2 protein-coding genes are annotated in these 1,053 nt (G+C 67.0%); one reads left to right on the forward strand and one right to left on the reverse strand.

The window, feature by feature from the left end; translation table 11 throughout:
* The coding region (locus tag JHD07_RS11180; protein ID WP_291621951.1) for an enoyl-CoA hydratase-related protein at positions 1–670 on the forward strand (670 nt) is incomplete at its 5' end.
* A 92-nt stretch (positions 671–762) separates the two neighbouring features.
* Here the strand turns inward: JHD07_RS11180 and JHD07_RS11185 are convergent.
* Positions 763–1,053 (reverse strand): LysR substrate-binding domain-containing protein (locus JHD07_RS11185; protein WP_291621953.1); only part of this gene is annotated, 291 nt, incomplete at its 5' end.

Below are 1,053 nucleotides of genomic sequence, written 5' to 3' on the forward strand. Positions count from 1 at the left end.
CCCCGGTGTCGGCGCGCTGCTGCTGACTGGCGCGGGCGAAGCGTTCTGTGCCGGCGGCAACGTCAAGGGCATGGGTGCGCATCGCGATCCGAAGAAGCTCGAAATGTCCTTCGACGACAAGGTCGCCGATCTGCAGGAGCGGCAGCGGCTGCTCACCGGCGCGCTGGTGTCGGTGCGCAAGCCGACGATCGCCGCCTTGCCCGGCCCCGCGGTCGGAGCGGGCCTCGCCATCGCCATGGCCTGCGACATCCGCATCGCCGCGCAATCTGCCTTCGTTGCCACCGGCTATGCCCGGATCGCGCTGTCAGGCGATTACGGCATCGCCTGGTTGCTGACGCGCCTCGTCGGCACCGCGCGGGCGCGCGAACTGATGTTCACCGGCGACCGGATCGACGCCGCGCGCGCCGAGGCGATCGGCCTCGTCAACCGCGTCGTGCCTGACGACAAGCTGCAAGCCGAAGCTTTCGCCTTGGCAAAGTCACTCGCCGAGGGTCCGCGCCTGGCCCTGCGCTACATGAAGGACAATCTCGACGAAGCCGTGCTGTTCGACTTCGAAACCGCGCGCGATCACGAGGCCGAACGGCTGGTGCGCCTGACCACGACCGCGGACCACAAGGAAGCGGTGCAGGCCTTTATCGAGAAGCGCAAGGCGGTGTTCACGGGGAAGTAGGTTTCATCCCCGTAGCCTGATGGAGCGTAGCGCAATCTGGGACCGCTGCGAGTGGGACACCGAATCCCGGATCAGGCTGCGTTCCATCCGGGCTACGAGACGGGCGTCCGCGCGAAATCCAAGAACGCGCGCAGCGCGGCCGGCAATTGACGCCGGCTGGGATAATACAGGAAGAAGCCGGGATAGGCCGGGCACCAGTCGGCGAGCACGCGGACCAGCTTGCGCTTGGCGAGCAGCGCTTCCACCTGCGCCTCGAACACATAGGCGAAGCCAGCGCCGTCGAGCGCCGCATCGACCATCAGGTCCTGGTCGTTCATCGTCAGCGGTCCCGTGACGTCAATGGCGAGCTCGATGCCGCCGCGCTCAAATTCCCAGTGGTAGAG

This window comes from Bradyrhizobium sp. (assembly GCF_016462955.1).
Taxonomy (GTDB): Bacteria; Pseudomonadota; Alphaproteobacteria; order Rhizobiales; family Xanthobacteraceae; genus Bradyrhizobium.